This window comes from Amycolatopsis sp. NPDC003676, from assembly GCF_053587275.1.
The window spans coordinates 171,735-188,043 of the sequence record NZ_JBSFNS010000003.1 but is presented as its reverse complement, the minus strand read 5'-3'; the positions used below and the strand labels follow the sequence as shown (position 1 = coordinate 188,043).

12 protein-coding genes, 6 tRNA genes and 1 pseudogene are annotated in these 16,309 nt (G+C 69.4%); 13 read left to right on the top strand and 6 right to left on the bottom strand.

All coding sequences use genetic code 11. The features are described 5' to 3' along the window. Nucleotides 1-263: 263 nt before the first annotated feature. The 7 genes and pseudogenes from ACWDNU_RS03170 (at nt 264) to ACWDNU_RS03140 (ending at nt 3,582) form a co-directional block, all read left to right on the top strand. Nucleotides 264-336 (top strand) — tRNA-Gly (locus tag ACWDNU_RS03170). A 24-nt stretch (nt 337-360) separates the two neighbouring features. Then, nucleotides 361-434, top strand: a tRNA-Arg gene (locus ACWDNU_RS03165). A 121-nt stretch (nt 435-555) separates the two neighbouring features. Continuing rightward, nucleotides 556-627 (top strand) — tRNA-Gln (locus tag ACWDNU_RS03160). Nucleotides 628-631: 4 nt separating this feature from the next. Then, a tRNA-Gln gene (locus ACWDNU_RS03155) sits at nt 632-703 on the top strand. Nucleotides 704-725: 22 nt separating this feature from the next. After that, nucleotides 726-799 (top strand) — tRNA-Lys (locus ACWDNU_RS03150). Nucleotides 800-1,092: 293 nt separating this feature from the next. Beyond that, nucleotides 1,093-1,248, top strand: a pseudogene (locus ACWDNU_RS03145) (FAD-dependent monooxygenase); the annotation flags it as partial. 681 nt (nt 1,249-1,929) lie between these two features. Continuing rightward, nucleotides 1,930-3,582, top strand: a complete 1,653-nt coding sequence (locus ACWDNU_RS03140) for an eCIS core domain-containing protein (RefSeq protein ID WP_449667540.1) — start codon at nt 1,930-1,932, stop codon at nt 3,580-3,582. A gap of 344 nt (nt 3,583-3,926) precedes the next feature. Here the strand turns inward: ACWDNU_RS03140 and ACWDNU_RS03135 are convergent, their stop codons facing one another. Beyond that, nucleotides 3,927-5,048, bottom strand: coding sequence for a glycosyltransferase (locus tag ACWDNU_RS03135; protein WP_449667539.1), 1,122 nt, complete (start codon nt 5,046-5,048; stop codon nt 3,927-3,929). A gap of 408 nt (nt 5,049-5,456) precedes the next feature. Between ACWDNU_RS03135 and ACWDNU_RS03130 the strand changes: the two genes are divergently transcribed. The 3 genes from ACWDNU_RS03130 (at nt 5,457) to ACWDNU_RS03120 (ending at nt 8,278) form a co-directional block, all read left to right on the top strand. After that, nucleotides 5,457-6,113 carry a hypothetical protein gene (locus ACWDNU_RS03130; RefSeq protein WP_449667538.1) on the top strand — a complete coding sequence of 219 codons (657 nt, stop codon included), beginning with the start codon at nt 5,457-5,459 and terminating at the stop codon, nt 6,111-6,113. Between the two features lie 108 nt (nt 6,114-6,221). Further along, entirely contained in the window at nt 6,222-6,914 is a 693-nt protein-coding gene (locus tag ACWDNU_RS03125; protein ID WP_449667537.1) for a LuxR C-terminal-related transcriptional regulator, read from the top strand. 68 nt (nt 6,915-6,982) lie between these two features. Continuing rightward, nucleotides 6,983-8,278: an amidase family protein gene (locus ACWDNU_RS03120; RefSeq protein ID WP_449667536.1), complete on the top strand. Its 1,296-nt coding sequence runs from the start codon at nt 6,983-6,985 to the stop codon at nt 8,276-8,278. A 14-nt stretch (nt 8,279-8,292) separates the two neighbouring features. On the opposite strand, the gene ACWDNU_RS03115 is transcribed toward ACWDNU_RS03120, so the two are convergent. Then, nucleotides 8,293-9,399: a DUF4037 domain-containing protein gene (locus tag ACWDNU_RS03115; protein WP_449667535.1), complete on the bottom strand. Its 1,107-nt coding sequence runs from the start codon at nt 9,397-9,399 to the stop codon at nt 8,293-8,295. 180 nt (nt 9,400-9,579) lie between these two features. Here ACWDNU_RS03115 and ACWDNU_RS03110 point away from each other — a divergent pair. From ACWDNU_RS03110 to ACWDNU_RS03100, 3 genes are all read left to right on the top strand, one after another. Continuing rightward, a tRNA-Ser gene (locus ACWDNU_RS03110) sits at nt 9,580-9,640 on the top strand. A gap of 40 nt (nt 9,641-9,680) precedes the next feature. Then, nucleotides 9,681-9,899, top strand: coding sequence for an RNA polymerase subunit sigma-70 (locus ACWDNU_RS03105; RefSeq protein WP_449667534.1), 219 nt, complete (start codon nt 9,681-9,683; stop codon nt 9,897-9,899). A 23-nt stretch (nt 9,900-9,922) separates the two neighbouring features. After that, nucleotides 9,923-10,591, top strand: coding sequence for a Clp protease N-terminal domain-containing protein (locus ACWDNU_RS03100; RefSeq protein ID WP_449667533.1), 669 nt, complete (start codon nt 9,923-9,925; stop codon nt 10,589-10,591). A 222-nt stretch (nt 10,592-10,813) separates the two neighbouring features. On the opposite strand, the gene ACWDNU_RS03095 is transcribed toward ACWDNU_RS03100, so the two are convergent. The 4 genes from ACWDNU_RS03095 to asnB form a co-directional block, all read right to left on the bottom strand. After that, nucleotides 10,814-12,157, bottom strand: coding sequence for an aminotransferase-like domain-containing protein (locus ACWDNU_RS03095; protein WP_449667532.1), 1,344 nt, complete (start codon nt 12,155-12,157; stop codon nt 10,814-10,816). A 10-nt stretch (nt 12,158-12,167) separates the two neighbouring features. Next, a complete protein-coding gene (locus ACWDNU_RS03090; protein WP_449667531.1) occupies nt 12,168-13,670 on the bottom strand; it encodes an FAD-dependent monooxygenase in 1,503 nt (500 codons plus the stop codon). After that, nucleotides 13,660-14,385: a class I SAM-dependent methyltransferase gene (locus ACWDNU_RS03085; RefSeq protein WP_449667530.1), complete on the bottom strand. Its 726-nt coding sequence runs from the start codon at nt 14,383-14,385 to the stop codon at nt 13,660-13,662. Before ACWDNU_RS03085 ends, ACWDNU_RS03090 begins: the two co-directional genes overlap by 11 nt. 62 nt (nt 14,386-14,447) lie before the next feature. After that, nucleotides 14,448-16,298 (bottom strand): asparagine synthase (glutamine-hydrolyzing), encoded by a 1,851-nt coding sequence (gene asnB, locus ACWDNU_RS03080; RefSeq protein WP_449667529.1) that lies wholly within the window; start codon nt 16,296-16,298, stop codon nt 14,448-14,450. Nucleotides 16,299-16,309 lie beyond the last annotated feature (11 nt).

Below are 16,309 nucleotides of genomic sequence, written 5' to 3'. Positions count from 1 at the left end.
TATTTTCGCGACGGCATTTCCCTGCTGTCCATTTTCCGGTCCTTTGACAACTGCACAGCGGAGCAAGACATTTCCGAGACTCGTCCCCGTCGCCTCACCCGCGGCCAGGACGAGCGCCGGGTCCGGCAGCCACGCGCCGCCGGACCCGCACGGTGAAGACGGGGCGGTGGCGGCCCCACCCGGCTGTAACCCGGGCGCCCCTGTGCGGGCAGTGAGGGTTCGACTCCCTCCTTCACCACTGCGCCCAGGCCAGGGCGCGTCCTGCGGTCGTGGTGAACTCGGCGGACACGTCGGTCTTCCAAACCGAAGAAGAGGGTTCGATGCCCTCCGGCCGTTCGTCGTCCGGTTCCTGCCGGACACACCCTTGTAGCTCATCGGGAAAGAGCGCCGCACTACGAATGCGGAGGCACCAGGTTCGAGTCCTGGCAGGGGTACGGGCCCGGCGCCGAGGGGGCGCCGGCGCCTGCGCACATTCCCGGATGCGAGGGGCATCGGCGACCCCGCCTGGTTCGGGACCAGGAGACACCGCGTTCGACCCGCGGGCATCCGACTCGTTCCCGGTTGGTGTAACCGGCAGCATCGCGGATTTTGGATCCGCGGGCCCAGGTTCGAATCCTGGACCGGGAGCCCGTGCCCGTTCGTCCAACTGGCAGGACGCCGCGCTCTGGACGCGGAAACCGAGGTTCGAACCCTCGACGGGCAGCTCCTTTTCCCGCCTTCGCCGCGGGCCGTTAGCTCAATCGCGCAGAGCAGCCGGCTTTTACCCGGCGGGTTCAGGGTTCGAATCCCTGGCGGCCCACTTTTCGGCCCCAGGTCACTGGTGCTGGTGACCTGGGGTTTTGTGCTGTTCGCGCGAGGGTTGTCCGGTGGCCGACCGTCCATTGTGGTCTCCTGCGAGCCCGAGGGCGCGGGCACGGTGCAATGCGGCCTGCCAGGGGGATCACCGACGCGAGTTTCCGGGCGGCGTCGGCGGCGACTTCCTGGGCAACGTTGGTATAGAGGTCCATGGTGACCTTGATCAACGAGTGGCGAAGGAGGTGCTGGATCACCTTCGTGTCCACTCCGGCGGCCAGCATGAGCGTCGCTGCTTGGCTCAACCTGAGTGTGGGCGACGCGACGAACCTCGGCTGGAAGCTCGCCGCCACGGTGCGGGGGACGGCGCCGGACGGGCTGCTGGACACCTACACCGCCGAGCGGCATCCCCTCGGCGCCTGGGTACTGAACTGGACCCGCGCCCAGATCGCGGTGCAGAGCGCTCCTGCCGGACCCCTCCGGTGTGCGGCACGACCTCGTCGCCCCATACCGCGACCGCATGCGGACGATCACCACGACCCCACTGACCGAGGACGCTCCAGAAGCGGTCACCGCCAGCCCATCCTTGTGACCAGAGTCCTCCCCGCGGCGAAGCCAAGCCCTGAGCAGACGCGAGCATCCACCGGACACAGCGCCCTCACCAGCGAAACCTGGCGAGGAGCTTGCCGAGACAACTCTGGCGCATTCTCGGCCGATGCTGAGCCCCGCCGACAACATTCGGCGCTCGACTTCCGCCTCACCCGCAAGCTGCTCATGCACCTGCGCCGCGGCATCTTCGACGGGCGTGGCGGACACGCCCACGACCTCGTCGACGCCAACCTCAGCCAAGGAAGACGATTGCCGTGTCGGGTGCCGATGGTGCGGCAGCTTTCAAAGCGTTGCGCCGCAACTCTTTGAAAGAGGGGCTTCCCTGGCCGACGTGTATGGCTGATCTCGTCGGAATTTGATCCAGACATGTGATCAACATGTGCGTTCACTCCGGCCTCCGTCGGGCTCGTGACCGGTTCCGCCGCGAGGGCCACCGGACAGCGGTTGGTCGCATCGTCGGCGGCCCGTATCGCTGTCCATGGGGAATGACGTGACGTGGCGGTGACGGCCGGTCGCTAGACAAGGGGGATGCGAGCATTCGCCCGGCAGACGAACGCCGTGCCCGAATCCGGCCCCGAGCGGCGGCGAGCACCGCAACTGGTGCACGAGGCGGTGAGTTCGGCGGGGCATCCGCTGGATTCCGGGGTGCGTGCATATGCACAAGACCTTCTTGGTTGGGACTTCAGCCGCGTGCGGGTGCACAGCGACGCGCGCGCGGCGGAATCCGCGCGGCAGCTCGGCGCCCGGGCTTACACCGTCGGCGACCACGTGGTGTGCCCTGCGGAGAACTACCGGCCCGGCACCGCGGACGGCAACAGGCTCCTTCTGCATGAACTGGCCCACGTCGTGCAGCAGCGCGGAGCTGCCCCGGGGGCGGAGTTGGGCGTTGGCGCCGCGGGCCATGGCTGCGAACGCGAGGCGGACGCGGTGGCCGACGGCACCGCCGCCCCGGGTGCCCTGACCACGACCGGACCTGTGGTGCAGCGTCAGGTAAGCGGATTGCCGCTGCCGCCCGGACCGCCGCCGTTCACTCCCGCCGCGCCGATCACCTGGACCCCCATCGTGGGCGAAACGCCGCTCACGTTCTCCAGCCTCGGCGCGGCCGCCGCCAGAAGCACGGCCGCCCCGCTGGCGGAAGGGGTTGTGTCGGCCGGCGGCACGGCACTGGGCGAGGGCTCGCTGCTGGCCGGAGCGAGCACCTCGGCCGTTGTGGTCGAGGGCGGTGCGATCGTCGCGGACGGAGCGGTCGTCGTCGGCGGTGCCGTGGTGGCCGAAGGCACGGTGGTTACCGGGGGCACCGTCGTCGCCGCGGCGGCGGGTGAGACGGCCGTCATCGGCGGCACCGCGGCGGTGGGCGGGGCGGGGCTGGCCGCGCTCGCGCTGCCCGCACTGGTTCTGATCGGCGCCGTCCTGATCGTGGCCGGCACTGTGTATCTCGTGGTCAATACCGCGCCCGAGGAATCAGCGCCCCCGGCGGAGGCGCCCGGGCAGGACAACGGTGCCCCGGTGACCGACCCGGGACCAGTCACCCCGGCGGCGGCACCCGGAAAAGCAGGCCGTGGACCGGTCGTTGATCCGGTCCGCCATCCGCCCGCCGTCGCCCCGCCCCCGCGGACGCCACGCCCGGTTCGGCTCGCCGGGCACACCAGCCGGGAGAACGAGGCGCTGGTCCAGCGGATGCGCGCACTGAAAGGCCGCAACACGGGACTCTCCCAAGACTGGGACGGGTTGGAGCAGCGGCTGCGCGACGCCGACCCGGCCGTGAGCCGGGCCGCGGCGGACGAACTCGGACGGCTGGAAATCGAGGACTACCAGCACGGTCCGCGCGCTGAGCCCGCCCCGGCCGACACCAGCGACATCGACGCGCAAGAGCGCCTCTACCGCAAGATCGCCAAGCACTCGTGGGAACACTCCGGACACCGCGAGGATCTCACCCGCGCCGGGGTCCGCTCCGTGCGCGAAGCCACCCAGCTGATCGGGGAGATCATGGCGAGGGCCGGTTCAAAAGACTGGTACGACCGGCTGGCGCCGGGGCAAGAAGCAGAGGCCGTGATCGATCGGAAAACCGGCCTCATCGTCATCGTCAACGGCCCGGACATCGCCGCACCCGGCACCATGTTCCAGCCGGACAAACCACCAGACGAATACCTTGGCGAACGCGGCTTCACCCGGCGGAAATGACACAACCCGTCCGCGCACGCAACAGCGATTTCGAACCGCGGCCCTCGCAGACCGCTCTCAGTGCACCATCGCGTGCCGGCGATGCTGGGTTCGACGGGCGACGACAAGCACTTCAGGCCCTCGAGCGGTCGTAGAGGGACGCCGCGACAATCGAATGACAGAGAATGGAAAGTGTTTATAGCTGTTAACCGGAGGGTTCTTGGTTCGAGTCCGAACGGGGCTCAGATGAACCTGCAAAACCGCCGCGACCAGTCGAGTGCCACGACCACGAGGACGTCGTCTGAGTGCATGCTGAGCGCCCGATCCTGAACGGAAGCATCAAGTCGGTGTGTTCGCCGGTCATTTCAGACGGCCAGCTCCCCGAAGCGTTTTACCACTTGAGAAGGCTCGGGCATGTCGGCCAGTTCTGCGCGAACCTCCTGCGCGGCGATACGCAGCCCTTCGTCTGTGACGAGTCTCCGCAGCAAGCCCGCATCCAGCTTGTCCGGCGCGCACGCCATGCCTGCGCCGCGCGCGACGACGGCGTCGGCGTTGACTCCTCGGTCGCTCGCTCCGTCCGGAACCATCAATTGCGGCACACCGGAATCCAGCGCCGCGTACATCGTTCCCGAGCCTCCGTGGTGCACCACGGCTGTGCAGGCAGCGAGCAGCGCTCCCATCGGCAACCAGCCACCGTCGCGCACATTGGCTGGCAATGCGCCGAGCTTCTGACGGTCGCGCGGCTCCAGCGCGAGCACGAAGTCCGCGTCTACCTCCGGTGCGAGCGCTAGGATCCGCTGCACCACGCCAACGCCCTGCATCCGCGGCACGATCGTTCCCAGAGTCACCGCGATGAGCGCTCGCCGCGGCTTCCGGCGTAGCCAGCTCGGAAGCTCTCCGTTTCCATTGTGCGGCATCGGGCGCATCAGCCAGCCACCGCGCCGAGCGCCGGTCATGCTCGGCGGCGCGATGTCGAGCCACGGGCCGTCGTCAACCAGTCCCTGCGTCCCATGGCGCCGCAGCGCTGCGGCCATGTGCCGCAACTGCCCCGCTCGTTCTCCCTGCGAAATCCCGAGTTCGTGCCGAACCGCCGGCACACCCTGCACCTTCGCGGCCAGCAATCCGAACGGTGCCATCCGCTCGTAGACCACAAGATCAGGTCGCCACCTCTGCGCGGTGGCGACCGCCCCGTCTGCCAGCCAGTCGGAGAAGGTTCCGAAGTGCACGCCCTCCAGGTCTTCGGACATGACACCGGCCATGATGCGCTCGTTGACTTCCGGGTACCGCCGGTGGAAGTCGGCGAAGAGGCTTTTCAACGTGGCCCCGGGTGCGATGTCGGCGATCGGCAGGGCCGCCTCGGCCAGCAGTTCCGCTTCTCCGCACGACCCCATCAGCACTTCGTTCCCAGCGGCCCGCGCTGCGCGAGCCAACGGCACCAGCGGGAAGAAGTGGCCGACTGCTGGCATCGAGAAGAACAAAATACGCATGAACGTCCTCAGTGATCTGGCGGGTATACGACGCACCGACGACTTCCGCGGGGCCTAGACCCGTTACCGGTGACAGACACCGCGATTCGGCACATCCGGTCTGCTGCTGTCGTCCGGCCGACGAACCCGCCCCGTCCGCCAACACCTGCCTGCTCGTCGAGATAACCTACGCCGTGCCCGAGGATCTGGACTTTTCCCCCTTTTCCGCCCCGGTCGATCCGGCCGCGGCGCTGGCCCATGCGGAGCGGAACGGCGACCGCCCGGGTCGTGACGTCGCCTGCTGTGCTCTCTGGCTGGTTTTCCTCGCGGTTGTCTTCTTCGGGTTGATCAGCGTGCCGCTGAGCATGTACCTCGCTCACGCTCATCCGGACGGCGGGGTTCGGCATCCGGATCCTCGGGCTGTCGCCGTTGCTCGTCGGGCTGGTGCTGGTCGTTCCGGTGGTCCGGCTGATGCGCAAGGACGGCGCTCAGGGGCGGATCAGCCGCTACCGCATCATGCAGTTCGCGGCGCGCAACGGGCTGAGTTATCACTGGGCTGTCGAAAATCCGGAGCAGGCGGCCGGGATCTTCGCCGTCGGCACCCGCCGGGCGGCGGGCGACGTCGTCGCGTTCGACCAGCCGCGTCCGATGGAGTTCGGGTGGTACCAGCATGTCACCGGGACCCGCGAGGTGGCGGCCGAACGCTGGCACTACGCGACCACTCCGCTCGACGCCAAGCTGCCCCATCTTCTCCTGAACTCGCGGGCGAAACGCACCGGCGTGCTGACCAGCGGCACGAACGACGCACTCGGTCACCCCGACCTCACCGGCCCCGGCACGACTGTCTTCTCCGTCTCCGGTCCGTTCGGCCGCGCCCGCGAGATTCAGGCCATCCTGGACCGCACCCTCTTCTCCCCGGACCTCCTGGACTGGTACACCGCCCGCCCGGTCCACATCGAAATCGTCCAGAACCGCCTTTACCTCTTCGCCCGGAAACCGTTTGTCACCACTGACCCGGACGACTGGCGCTGGATCGTCCGCCTGCTCGTCGACACCGCCGAACGTCTGGAAACCCCGCCCGCCTGACCGGACATCGGAGCCACGCGGAATGGCCCCTTACACTTTCGCGCGAGCAGTGAGCCGACGGAACTGAGCCAGCGTCGCGCTCCCTACTTCGCACCGAAGCGAGGCAGCATGGGCCAGGAGTACGCACTGACGTGCGAAGCGATCGACATCGTCCTCTCGGATTCGCCGCCGAAGGAGAAGCGCCTTCTGCTGGGAGATGTCCTGCGTCGCATCCTCGGGGCGGACGTCTTCGCTTCCTTCGTCTGCGATCCGTCCGGGCCCTACGCTGATCCGGTTCAGCTTGATCTCGGCGACGACGCGCTTCGCGCCTACCACCGGTATTTCCGGCACGTTGACGACCTGACTCCGAAACTTTTCGCGCGGGGGAGCGCTTCGCGGGTCACTCCGGCTGTCGGCGTTTCCGCCGAGTTCGTCGAGGACTTCCTGCACCGCGGCGGCATGTACCACGGCATGAACTACTTCCCGGCCAATGCCGGTCCCGGTTCCGTGGACCTGCGGCTGTGGCGGGGGCGCGGCGGCCGTGCGTTCACCGAGGCCGACGCGCGGGTTTTCCGGTCTTTCGGGGATCTGGTCGCCCGGACCTGGCCGCGGGAGACCCCGGTCGGCGGCAAGGCGCTGTCGCGGCGCGAAGCCCAGGTGGCTGAACTGGTCGCGGACGGCTACAGCGACAAGCAGATCGCCACGGCCCTCGGCATCGCGCCGCCGACCTTGCGGACCCACCTGAGCAACGCGTTCGCCAAGACCGGTGCCGCGAACCGCGCGGCCCTGGCGGCGCACCATCTGCGCCATCGTCAGAAATGACGATAGCGGGGACCGCGCGGCAGGCCGAGACTCCCGGATAAGCCTCATTCGCTGCAAAGGAGCCCCGGATGCCGCTTATCCCGCTGGCTGCGGTCGAACGACCGGAACCAGGAGACTGGACGCAAACCTGCACTGCTGACGAGATTGCGGCTCAAGTGCCGTCGGCGGGCGCGAAGCCGTATCCGCTCGCGGTGAAAGCCAACATCGCGGTGCGCGGGCTGCGCCGATCCGCGGGATGCGAGCTTCTGGACGTCGCGCCGGAGGAGGCCGACGCCCCGGTCGTCGCGCTGCTGCGCCGCACCGGCGCGGTGGTCGTCGGCATGGCGAACATGCACGAACTCGCCTTCGGGATCACGTCGCAAAACGCCTCCTACGGCGCGGTGCGTTTGCCCGGCCGCCCGGGCTATCTGGCCGGGGGATCGTCGGGCGGCAGCGCCGCGGTCGTCGCGCGCGGCCATGCCGAGGTCGCGCTGGGCACGGACACCGGGGGCTCGATCTCGATCCCGGCCAGCCTGTGCGGGGTCGCGGGATTCCGCCCCAGCACCGGACGCTGGCCGACCGCGGGAATCGTCGGCTTGTCGTGGACGCGGGACGCCCCCGGGATCTTCGCGCGCTCGGTGCGGCGCCTCGCCGAGATCGACCTGGCGATGCTCGGCGGAGCAAGCTGCCAGGACCTTTCGCGCCCGCGGATCGGAGTGCCCGACGAGCTGTTCCGCGAGCTGCACCCCAGTACGCGAGCGGCGGTCGAACCGGCCTTGGCCGCGCTCGCGGACACCGTCGAGCTGGTGCCGGTGAAGCTCGTGGACATCTGGGAGCTGACCCGTGCGGCGGCGATGCCGATCGTCTGCTGGGAAGCCCGCCGTCTGCTCGGCGACGTCGCTGCCCGTGTCCTGGGCATGAATCCCGAGCAAGCATTCGCCCGGCTGGCCGCTGACGTGCGCAGTCCTGACGTCCGGCAGATCCTGGAAGCCGAGCTAGTATCCCCGGTGTCGCCCGACGCGTACGCGATCGCCCAGCAGCAAACCGAGCAAGCAAGGGCGTGCTACGCGGAACTGCTGCGCAAGCACGCACTCGACGCGCTCGCGTTTCCCACCACGCCCGCACCGGCTCCGCCAGCCGACTGCGACGGGACTGTGGAGCATCTGGGAAGCCGCGCCGACGCTTTCAAGGTCTACACCCAGAACACGACGCCGGGCGCGATGCTCGGGGCGCCCATGGTCACGTTTCCGCTGGCAGTTCCCGGGGCCGGTCTTCCGGTTGGGCTGACCGTCCAAGGAGGACGGTTCGACGATCGGCGGGCGCTGCGCCTCGCCGAACGAATGGCGGAGACGTTGTCGAAAACCGCGGGCACGCCGATTGATTGACCTGGAGCGGGATATCAAAGCGCTTCGGTTCCGTCGGAAAAGACTGCTTGGGCAAGGCGCCGAGTGAGCGTGCGGGATCCGAGGGCATCGGTGCTGTCGACGAATTGGTCGATGGCACCGGTCGGCGGCAAGTCGCGCAGCGCGGGGTCGCGGATGGTCGCGATCAGGGCCGCGGTGAAGCGCTCGGCGTGCAGCACCCGGTAGGGCCGGTCGTGGAACGAGCGCGTACGAGGGTCGACCGGTTCGGTGAGCCCGGCCTCGTTGTGCAGGGCGGCGACGGCTTCGTAGGCCGCGGCCAAGTGGTGCTCACGCTCGTGCCAATTGGTCGCTGCCACGGCAGCAGTGAGTATCGGTCCGAGCCGCGTCGCGCAGGGCAAGCGGGCGAATGCGCTGCCGAGCCACTTGCTGTAGGGCGGGTAGACCCGGTTGAGGAGCAGGCACAGGCGGATCAGGTCGCGGGCGAGGCGCGCTGCGATGATCGCCGATCCGAGTTCGTCGCCGACGTCGCCGCAGCGTCCGACGAAGGGTTCTTCCTGGCTGAGGCGTTGCCATTGGCAGGCCAGCAGGTAGCGCCACACGTCGTCGGGATACCAGGCCAGCTGGCGCCGGACGGGGTGAAGCTGGGCCAGGCCGTCGTGGAAAACGGCGCCGGCGGTGGCCCCGGCCAGAATTTGGGTGGGAGTGGCCAGCCAGTCGAGCGTGGTGATCCCGGATCGGGGATCGAAGCCGAGGCAGCCCGTCAGCCAGGCGCCGAGTTCGGCAACCACGATCCCATGCTGGATGCGTCCGACCGCGGGCCGCATGTGCCGCGTCCCGTGGTCTCCGGCCGGGACCAAGTTGGTCGAGTAACCGGCGATCGTGGCGGGCAGTCGCTGGGCGAACATTTCGGAAATCCCGGTGCCGTATTCGGCGAGATCGCCGGGGCGCAGGAAGAGCTGCAGGCGCGGTCCCCAGTCGTGGTCGGTGGAGCGGACGGTGTCGAATCCGAGCACTTCGGAGCCGGGACCGATCAACGCCGCGGTGTGGGTCAGGCCAGGAAAGCGGCGGGACAGCAGGGGATGCACCGCCTCGTGATAGAGGCGGCCCGACAGTTCCGCACCGGGGATATGCGCTGGAGGCACGCGGAGCAGGATGCCTGACGAGGTGCTCAGGCCGCGACCGGATTTGGCGCGAACAAGGCAGGCACCGCCGTTCGATAATGCGAGAGCGGGACTCGTGTTCTTCCGGTTTCTCGCGGCGGCTGGGATTCTCGCGGTGCTGACTGTGGTCCCCGGTCCCGACATGGCGGTAGGGACCAAACCGCCCTCACGGCACACTCCGGCGTCCGAAGCCGGGAACGCGGGTTCGACTCCTGCCGGGGCACGATTGCCACGCGAGCGGCCGTCAGCATATGCTGACGGCCATGTCGATGATTGCCGATCTCGACCAGGCCGTTCGCGGCACCGACCCCGACGCGGGATTGCGGGCGGTGGCCCGGCTTCGCACGCTGGTCGAGCAACTGGAGGCCGAGCAGGTGGCGACGGCGCGGAAGAACGGATGGTCCTGGCGGGACATCGCTCTCCGGCTAGGCGTCGCCAAACAGACCGTGCACCGCAAGTACCACCGCGTCGAGGGGGCCTGATGTTCAGAGGAGATCACCCTGAGTTGAGCCAGGTCATAGGCCAGTCGATCACGCTGGCGCGCGGGCTCGAACATCCGCGCACGGGCAGCGAACATCTCCTGCTGGCGCTCGCCGCCGACAGTTCTGTCGCCGCAGTACTGGCCGGCCACGGTGCAACCGAAGAAGCGATTCGCCAAGCCGTCCTGCTAGCTGCTCCCGCAGGTGCTGGCGCAGCGGCGGACCGAGCGGCGCTGGCGCCGCTCGGGATTGAGTTCCAGCGTCTGGCCGGGACAGCACTGGACCGCCCGCCCGCACGAGAACCGTTGCTGCCGCTCGGAATTGCGGAAGCGCGGCGACGATGCGCCCGGCAAGAACCGCCGCTCGGGCTGGACGCGCAGGCGGCGTACGAGGCGTCCCTGCGGCTCGCCCTCGCTCGCCGGGAGCGGGAACACCGGGCCGGACATCTCGCCTTCGCGCTGGTCGCGCTCGATCCCGGCACGTCGTGGGTCTTCGACATCGCAGGCATCGATCAGCGGGCGCTGCTCGCCGGTCTCGCAGCGGCGTTTCCGATCCCGCGGCGCAATCCGGTGCTGCGGGCCGAACGACGGCTCGGGCAACGGGTCCGCCATCGCGACATCGTGCGGCGCTACCAGCACACGACCGGACGGACCGTATCCGCAGGTGACGCCGTCGCGGCACTCATCGCCCGCTGATGTCCGTCCTCATCGGACAGAGCCCCGGGCACGGTTCGGCAACCAGCGGAGCCTGCCAACGTGGATCGGTGCCACGGCGCGCGACTCCGGCCCGCTTCACGACGGTCGTGGCACGGTCTGCAAAGCCGTGGACTCGCGGGTGAGTCTCCGCGACGTCCTGCCCCGCTGTGCGTAAATCGATTCGGGCTTACGTCGGCTGCCCGGCCGCATCCGCCGCCGATCTCAGGAGGCGGCGTAATCGCGATCGACAGGTTCTTCCCGCTGCGGCGGGGTTTCGCGGGCGAATCGGCTCAGCCTGCCGATGCCTTCGCGGATGTTCTCGACCGCGAGCGACGCGAAACCCAGTTTGATCAGGCCGCCGTCGGCGGTGCGGGTGTGCCGGGGGTTCACCGGCGCCCAGCACACGCCGTAGTCGCGAGCGGATCGCTCCGCGGCGGCGAGGTCGGTCGGGAAAGGCACCCGCAGCAGGACGAAGAACCCGCCGTCCGGCCTGGTCCAGCGCACGCCGTGGTCGCGGATCCGATCCGGGGGGAAGTGCTCGGCGAGAGAGGCCGTGATCGTGTCGAGTTTTTCGCGGTAGACCTGGGCAGCTTCGCGGTTGGCCGCGCGCAGGCTGTGCCCTGACGCGATGAGCGCCCCGCCGACCAGCGCCTGGGCTACCGCGCCGGTGTTGACGGTGAACATGCTCTTGAGTTTCGCCAGTTCCTCCGCGAACGAGCGCCTCCGGCCCTCGTGGCCCACCACGTCCTGGTCGGCCACCAGGAACCCCACGCGCGCACCGGGGAACACGGACTTGGCGAACGAACTGAGGTAGATCACCCTGCGTCCGGTGTCCAGCGATTTCAGCGTCGGCAGTTCCGCGCCTGCCGCACGGAAAACGCCGTAGGTGTTGTCCTCCAGCAGCACCAAGTCCTCCCGCACGGCGACGGCGAGCAGTTCGCGCCGAGTGCCCACGGACATCGAGGAGCCGGAAGGGTTCGCGAAATCGGGCGTCAGGAAGCAAGCGACCGGCCGCCCTCCGGATGCCCGGACTTCATGCGCGGCAGCGATCAGGTCTTCGCCGGTCAGCCCGGCATCGCCTACCGGAACGGGACGGGACGCGATGCCGAGCACCGTCGCGGCTCCGCCCGCGCCGAGATAACCCGGAACCGGGGTCAGCAAGGTGTCCTGTGCGTCGCGGAACAGCCCGCGCAGCACGACCGCGAGCGCTTCCTGCCCGCCGTTGGTGACCAGGATCGCGTTCTCGTCGACCGCGATGTTCTCGTCCACCGCGAGCATGCGGGCGATGTCGCCCCTGATCAGCCCGTGGATCGGACCGTACTGGAACAGCATGCGCGTGATCCGGTTTTCCGGAACTCCGCGCGCCCGCAGGTGGTCCAGGTAGAGGTCGAGGTAACGGTGCAGATCCGCGACGGCGAACCGATCTTCGCCGGGATTGCCGGAGGCGAAGGAGATTGCGTCCGGATGCCGCCGCGCGATCTCCACGACGGTGCGCATGGCCCCGATCTCGGCGTCGCCGACACCGGGGTGCAGCCGGGAAAGGTCGAAGGCAAGCTGAGTTGTCATGCTGTCCTCGTCAGTCTCCAGTCGTGCCGAACCAGGTCGTCAGCGCGTGGGCGAGCCCGGCGGCAGGCTCGCCCACGGAACCGTCGGCCGCCCAGACCACGTGCCCGTCCGGCCGGACGGCGACGGCGACGACCGGGCGCCGGGGGCTCGGCGGCGCCGAGACCACTTCGATCCGCGCGCGCCATCGATCGCCCACCTCGGCCGCCGCCTGCCGGCCGGTGAAGTCCAGCAGAAGTCCGCGGCCGGTCCGCAGCAGTTCTCCGATCGTCGCCCCGCTGCCGGTGGAGGCCAGTTCGAAGTCGGGTGCGCGCAGCCCGGTCCACGGATGGGCGGGACCGCCGACCTCGTAGCGAATGCCGAGTCCGGACGCAGTTTCGGCGAGGCTGGCGTTCGCGTCGGGCAGCGCCGCCAGCCTGGCGACGAGCGCTCGCAGCGGCGCGTGGCTCCGCCGCGGATGCATCAGCGCGGCCTGGGCTTCGGCATCGGCGAGCACTTGCGCACCGACGGGATGCCGCTCGTCGTGGTAGCTGTCCAGCAGGCGGCTCGGCGCCCAGCCGTTGACCTGGGCGGCCAGTTTCCAGCCGAGATTGACCGCGTCGCCGAGTCCGAGTCCGAGCGCCTGCTCTCCGGCGGGCCAGTGCACGTGCGCGGCGTCGCCTGCCAGAAAGACCCGGCCCAGGCGGTACTCGGAAGCCTGGCGGCGCGCGTTGTCGAAGCGGGCCAGCCAGCGCGCCGAGCGGACGCCGTAGTCCTGACCGGCCGCGGCCGCCAACGCCGCCCGGAACTCTTCGAGGTCGACCGGAGCCGTACGGTCGGCGAACGGGCGGCTGAAATCCGCGATCGTCACCCGGTAGACGCCGTGCTCCAGCCACGGCAGCGCGCGCACGCCGACCGTCCGGTCCTCGCCCGCCGGGATCGGCGTCGGAAGCCCGGATGCGACCGTCTCGGGCGGGCAGCCGAGCTCGACCTCGCCCATCAACAGGCCTGCCGTGGGCTCAGCGCCGGGAAACTCGGCGCCGGCCAGCTCGCGCACCGCGCTGCCGCTGCGGTCGCAACCGACCACGTAGGCCGCGCGCTGCACGTATCGGCCCGCCGGACCGGCGACGTCGAGGCTGACGCCGTCGGCGTCCTGTGCGAGGCCGACGAGGCGGTGCCCGTGTCGCACCTCCGCGCCCGACTCGACTGCCCGGTTTTCCAGTATCCGCACGACCTGAGCCGGTGGAATCGTCAGGAAGTAGGCATGCCGGGTGGCCAGGACGCCGTAGTCAAGCGAAGCGAGCGCGGCGAAATGACTGCCGGGCAGCTTGGCGGTGGCGGCGGCCAGCAACGGTTGCAGCATGCCCCGCTGGTCGAAGAGCTCGATCGACCGGGGGTGGAGTCCGCCCGCGCCACCAGGGCCCGCCGGTTCGGGAAGGTGCTCCAGCACGGCGGTCCCGACGCCCGCCAGCCGCAGTTCGCTTGCCAGCATCAGTCCCGCCGGGCCGCCGCCGACCACGACCACGTCAGGCTCCATGGTCGCCGGGCTTCCGGTCGGGAGCGACGGCTTCGAACAGGGCGACCGACCCGTGCACCGCGATCCGGTAGGCGCCGAAGCGCGCCGCCAGTTCCTGTTCCCATCGAGGCAGGGTGTCGTCGAGGTTGTGCATCGAATGGTCTTCGTTCAGCGCGGTCAACGCTTTCCGCGCCAGCCAGCTGTGCTTGACCCCTGGTCCGTGCCCGAGCACGGTGGCCCCGAACAGCCTGCCGCCCGGAGCCAGATACGGCAGCACGTGGTCGAAGACCCGCGCCTTGCGGCGAACGCTTCCCGGCATGCAGTGCAGCACCAGGTTGACCGCCGCCGAGTCGAACGTTTCCGGCTCGATCTCCAACGGCTCCATGGCGTTCTGCAGGTGCAGCGTCGGTTCGTAACGGGCGAGCTTTTTCGCGCACCGGCGCAGCACGTTCTCGCTGTAGTCGACCAACGCCAGCCGGGCCGGCGGTTCGACCCGCCAGCAGCGGTTCAGCGGATATCCGGTGCCCGGGCCGATGTCGAGGTGGCGCGCGCCGATGTTGCGGTCGTACAACCGCACGAAAATCCGCTCGGGGCAACGCCAGACGACGGGGAAGAAGATGCCGAGGATCAGGAAGTCGGCGCTAGCCAGGAAGCCCGGCGTGTAGTCGCCGATGCCGGCGTACACCTCTTCCTCGGACAACGGCGGCTCTTCGGCAAGATCGGGCTGTGTCGGCACCGGAATCCTCCTTGGCTGGACGTGGGGAGCCTGGTCGCGAAAAATCCTGGCCGCGCCGACGCTCAGACGTCGATCGTGACCCGGTAGGTCTCGAGCCATTTGTTGAGCCACAAGGCCATTTCCAGCCCGCCCCGGTCGTAGGACTTGCTGACCGAGCCGATCGGCCGGTCGACTGCCTTGCGGACCCGGGCGGGGTCGAGCAGCGGCAGGACCGGTGCGGTGCCGTCGGCCGCGAGCTGGGCGAGTTCCTCGCGCAGCGCCTTCTCGTAGTTCGGGTCCTGGGTGGCGGGGTAAGGCGTCTTGACCCGCTCCGCGACCGAACGCGGCAGCAGATCGGCGACGGCGGCCCGCAGCAGGCTTTTCTCCCTGCCGTCCGCCGACTTCAGCCGCCACGGCACGTTGTAGACGTATCCGACCAGCCTGTGGTCGCAGAACGGCACGCGCACCTCCAGCCCGACCGCCATGCTCATCCGGTCCTTGCGGTCCAGGAGCGTCCGGACGAAGCGGGTCAGGTTCAGGTAAGTCATCCTGCGCATCTGCTGGTCGAGCTCGGACTCGCCGGGCAGGACATCGATGCCCGCGACAACGTCGCGATACTGGGCCGCGCGCCGCCCCGGCAGATCCAGTCGCCGGACGAGATCCCGGTCGAGCAGGGACAGGCCGCCGAAGTAGCGCGCCGAGCCGGAGGTCAGCCACGGGAAGGTGGCGGAGTGCACCGCACTCGGGTTGCGGAACCAGCGGTAGCCGCCGAACAGTTCGTCCGCGGCCTCGCCGGACAGGGCGACTGTGGCTTCGCGGCGGACGGCCCTGAGCAGCAAGAGCAGCGAGGTCCACATGTCGCCCCAGTACGCGGGCGGGAAGTCGACGGCCCGCAGCACCTCGGCGCGGACGCTCTCGTCGCTGAGTTCGTTGCTGTCCAACAGGATCTCGGTGTGCTCGGCCCCCACGTGCGCGGCAAGGGCGCGGGCGAACGGCCGATCCTGAGATCCTCGCACGGCGTCGGGTTCGAAACGCTCGTCCGAGGCCGCCAAGTCCACCGAGAACGACCGCACGGGCCCGCGTCCGTCCGCGGCGAGCGCCGCGGCGGCCAACGCGGTGACAGCGGACGAATCCAACCCGCCGGAGAGCAACGTGCACACCGGCACGTCCGCGAAGAGCTGCCTGCTGACCGTGTCCGAGAGCAGGCCGCGGACGGTGTCGACGGTGGTCTCGAGGTCGTCCTCGTGTTCGAGCGCTTCCAGCCGCCAGTAGGTGCGTTTGGCCAGCCCGGCCCCGCTGACCCGGACCAGCTGGCCGGGAGCCACCTCGGACATCCCGGCGTAGACCGCGGCCTCCGGGGTCTTGACCATGTCGAGCAGTTCCGCCATGCCGTCCAGGTCGACTCTGCGCGGCACCAGCGGATTCGCCAGGATCGCCTTGGGCTCGGAACCGAACAGGACTCCGTCGGGAAGCGGGTAGTAGTAGAGCGGTTTGACGCCCATCCGGTCGCGCACCAGCAGGAGTTCGCGCGCCTGCTCGTTCCACAGAGCCAGCGCGTACATGCCGTTGAGGCGCTCGGCGAACCCGTTGCCCCACTGCAGGAACGCGCGCACCACGACCTCGGTGTCGCTCCTGGTGCGGAATCGATGGCCGTGTCCCGTCAGCTCCGCACGGAGCTCGCGGAAGTTGTAGATCTCGCCGCAGAACGAGAGAACGGCCGGAGCGGCGCCGTCGACGGCAGCGGTCATCGGCTGGCGTCCGCCCTCGACATCGATCACCGACAGCCGGCGGTGCCCCAGCACCGCGTGCCGGCTGGTCCACAGGCCGGCGTCGTCGGGGCCGCGGCAGGCGAGGGTTTCCGTCATCGCGGACACAGCGGCCGACGCGCCGGAGAGATCGCGGCCGAAGTCAACCCATCCGGTGATGCCGCACATCAGTCCCGCCT

Bases quoted from the DNA above. Each gene is read 5' to 3' on its own strand.
- ACWDNU_RS03140 (WP_449667540.1), top strand. From the start codon at position 1,930: ATGCGAGCATTCGCCCGGCAGACGAACGCCGTGCCCGAATCCGGCCCC.
- ACWDNU_RS03135 (WP_449667539.1), bottom strand. From the start codon at position 5,048: ATGCGTATTTTGTTCTTCTCGATGCCAGCAGTCGGCCACTTCTTCCCG.
- ACWDNU_RS03125 (WP_449667537.1), top strand. From the start codon at position 6,222: ATGGGCCAGGAGTACGCACTGACGTGCGAAGCGATCGACATCGTCCTC.
- ACWDNU_RS03120 (WP_449667536.1), top strand. From the start codon at position 6,983: ATGCCGCTTATCCCGCTGGCTGCGGTCGAACGACCGGAACCAGGAGAC.
- ACWDNU_RS03105 (WP_449667534.1), top strand. From the start codon at position 9,681: ATGTCGATGATTGCCGATCTCGACCAGGCCGTTCGCGGCACCGACCCC.
- ACWDNU_RS03095 (WP_449667532.1), bottom strand. From the start codon at position 12,157: ATGACAACTCAGCTTGCCTTCGACCTTTCCCGGCTGCACCCCGGTGTC.
- ACWDNU_RS03090 (WP_449667531.1), bottom strand. From the start codon at position 13,670: ATGGAGCCTGACGTGGTCGTGGTCGGCGGCGGCCCGGCGGGACTGATG.
- asnB (WP_449667529.1), bottom strand. From the start codon at position 16,298: ATGTGCGGCATCACCGGATGGGTTGACTTCGGCCGCGATCTCTCCGGC.